The sequence below is a fragment of the Aestuariivita boseongensis genome (assembly GCF_001262635.1).
GTDB classification, from domain to species: Bacteria; Pseudomonadota; Alphaproteobacteria; order Rhodobacterales; family Rhodobacteraceae; genus Aestuariivita; species Aestuariivita boseongensis.
In genome coordinates, this window is record NZ_JXYH01000110.1 from 1 (window position 1) to 1,899 (window position 1,899).

The 1,899-nt window shown below is 65.0% G+C and carries 2 protein-coding genes; both read left to right on the top strand.

Going from position 1 to position 1,899, the window contains the following annotated elements:
• Window positions 1-5: 5 nt before the first annotated feature.
• Window positions 6-1,274, top strand: a complete 1,269-nt coding sequence (locus tag TR61_RS19335; RefSeq protein WP_050932194.1) for a vWA domain-containing protein — start codon at window positions 6-8, stop codon at window positions 1,272-1,274.
• 114 nt (window positions 1,275-1,388) lie between these two features.
• Window positions 1,389-1,899 (top strand): XdhC family protein (locus TR61_RS19340; protein WP_172677037.1); only part of this gene is annotated, 511 nt, incomplete at its 3' end.

A 1,899-nucleotide genomic window follows, 5' to 3' on the forward strand; every position in this document is an offset into this window, starting at 1 on the left:
GCCTGATGGAGCAGATCCCGCTCGACATTCCGGACAATCCAAAACTTGTCCAGAACATCACCCATTTCGCCCGTGCCTTGCGCAAGGCGGGCTTGCCCATCGGACCGGGCCGGGTGATTGACGCCATCCGCGCGGTCGAGGCGGCAGGGTTCTCCGAAAAGCAGGATTTCTACTGGACGCTGCATGCCTGTTTCGTGAACCGCCCCGAGCATCGCGCGGTCTTTGCCCAGATCTTCCGGCTGTACTGGCGCGATCCGCGATATCTGGAGCATATGATGTCGATGATGATCCCCGCCGTGCGCGGCGTGCAGGAGGATCGTGTGGCCCAGGCTGCCGAAAAGCGCGCGGCGGAGGCGTTGCTTGACGGTGTGGCCCGGGATGAGCCGCCCGCCGGAGAGGACAATTCGGACGACGAAAGCCAGATCGAAATCGACGCCTCCATGACCATGTCCGAAGAAGAGCGCTTGCGCAGCCTCGATTTCGAACAGATGAGCACCGAGGAAATGGCCGCCGCCAAACGCATGATCGCACGCCTCAGCCTGCCGGTGAAACCCATCGCGTCGCGCCGGTCCGAAGCTGCGCTGCAAGGCGCGCGGATCGATTGGCGCAAGACCCTGCGCGCCTCCATGCGCCGAGGCGGGGAGATCTATGACCTGGCCCTCAAGCGCCCCAAGCCACGCTGGCCCAATCTGGTGGTGCTTTGCGATATCTCGGGCTCCATGAGCCAATACAGCCGCGTGGTCTTGCATTTTCTGCATGCGATCTCAAACGCCAAGGGGGCGGGCTGGGCGAAAGTGCACGCCTTCACCTTCGGTACGCGACTGACCAATATCACTCGCCATATGCGCCAGCGCGACGTGGATGCGGCGCTGAAGGCCGCGGGCGCCGAGGCGCAGGATTGGGAGGGTGGCACCCGCATCGGGGCCTGCCTGCACGCGTTCAACCGCGACTGGTCACGCCGGGTGCTGGGGCAGGGGGCGGTTGTGTTGCTGATCACCGATGGTCTGGATCGCGACGACCCCGATGCGCTTGCCCGCGAGATGGAGCGGCTGCATCTGTCGTCCCGCCGCCTGATCTGGCTCAACCCGCTTTTGCGCTGGGAAGGGTTCGCTCCCAAAGCACGCGGGATCGCCGCCATGCTGCCTCATGTGGACAGTTTTCGCGCGGGCCATTCCGTCGCCTCGCTCGAGGAATTGGCCAAGGTCATCTCGCGCCCGGACGATATGGGGGAAAAAGCGCGCCTCATGTCGGCGCTGCGCGAAGAGGCGGCGTGATCCAGAAGGAGCGCTTGCGCGCATTCTTTTTGAATTATCCCTTCGGGAGCCGTATTTGGAAAGAGAAGAAGGACAGGGCGGGCGCATCTGACCGCCCTGGAGGGGAGAGCTGCAATGGAACGCTTTGACAAGGGTCCGGAGATCGCGCTGGAGTGGCACCGCGCCGGCAAAGGGGCCGCTCTGGCCACGGTGGTGGAAACCTGGGGCTCGGCACCCCGCGGCGTCGGCGCGCAGCTGGCCATCAGCGGGGATGGGGAAATCGAAGGTTCCGTCTCGGGCGGATGTGTGGAAGGGGCCGTGATCGTCGAGGCGATCGAAACGATCGAGACCGGCACGCACCGCGTTCTGGAATTCGGCGTCAGTGACGAGGATGCCTTTGCCGTGGGGCTTGCCTGCGGCGGCACGATCCGCGTTCTGGTCGAACCCGTGGGCGCGGGATTGAGCGAAGCGGTGTTGGCCGAGCTGGTTGCCGCACGGGCGGGCCGCGAGGCGGTCGCCTATGAGGTCGATATGGCCACTGGCGCGGGCCGGATCCGGCGCGATGCCTACCCGGAACGCATGCGCATGGATCGCTCGGGCTTTGAAGAGGATGAGGCGCTGTTCGTGGCGGTTCACAACCCGCCCC

Coding starts and splice junctions, on each gene's coding strand:
- TR61_RS19335 (WP_050932194.1), top strand. CDS start 6: ATGGAGCAGATCCCGCTCGACATTCCGGACAATCCAAAACTTGTCCAG.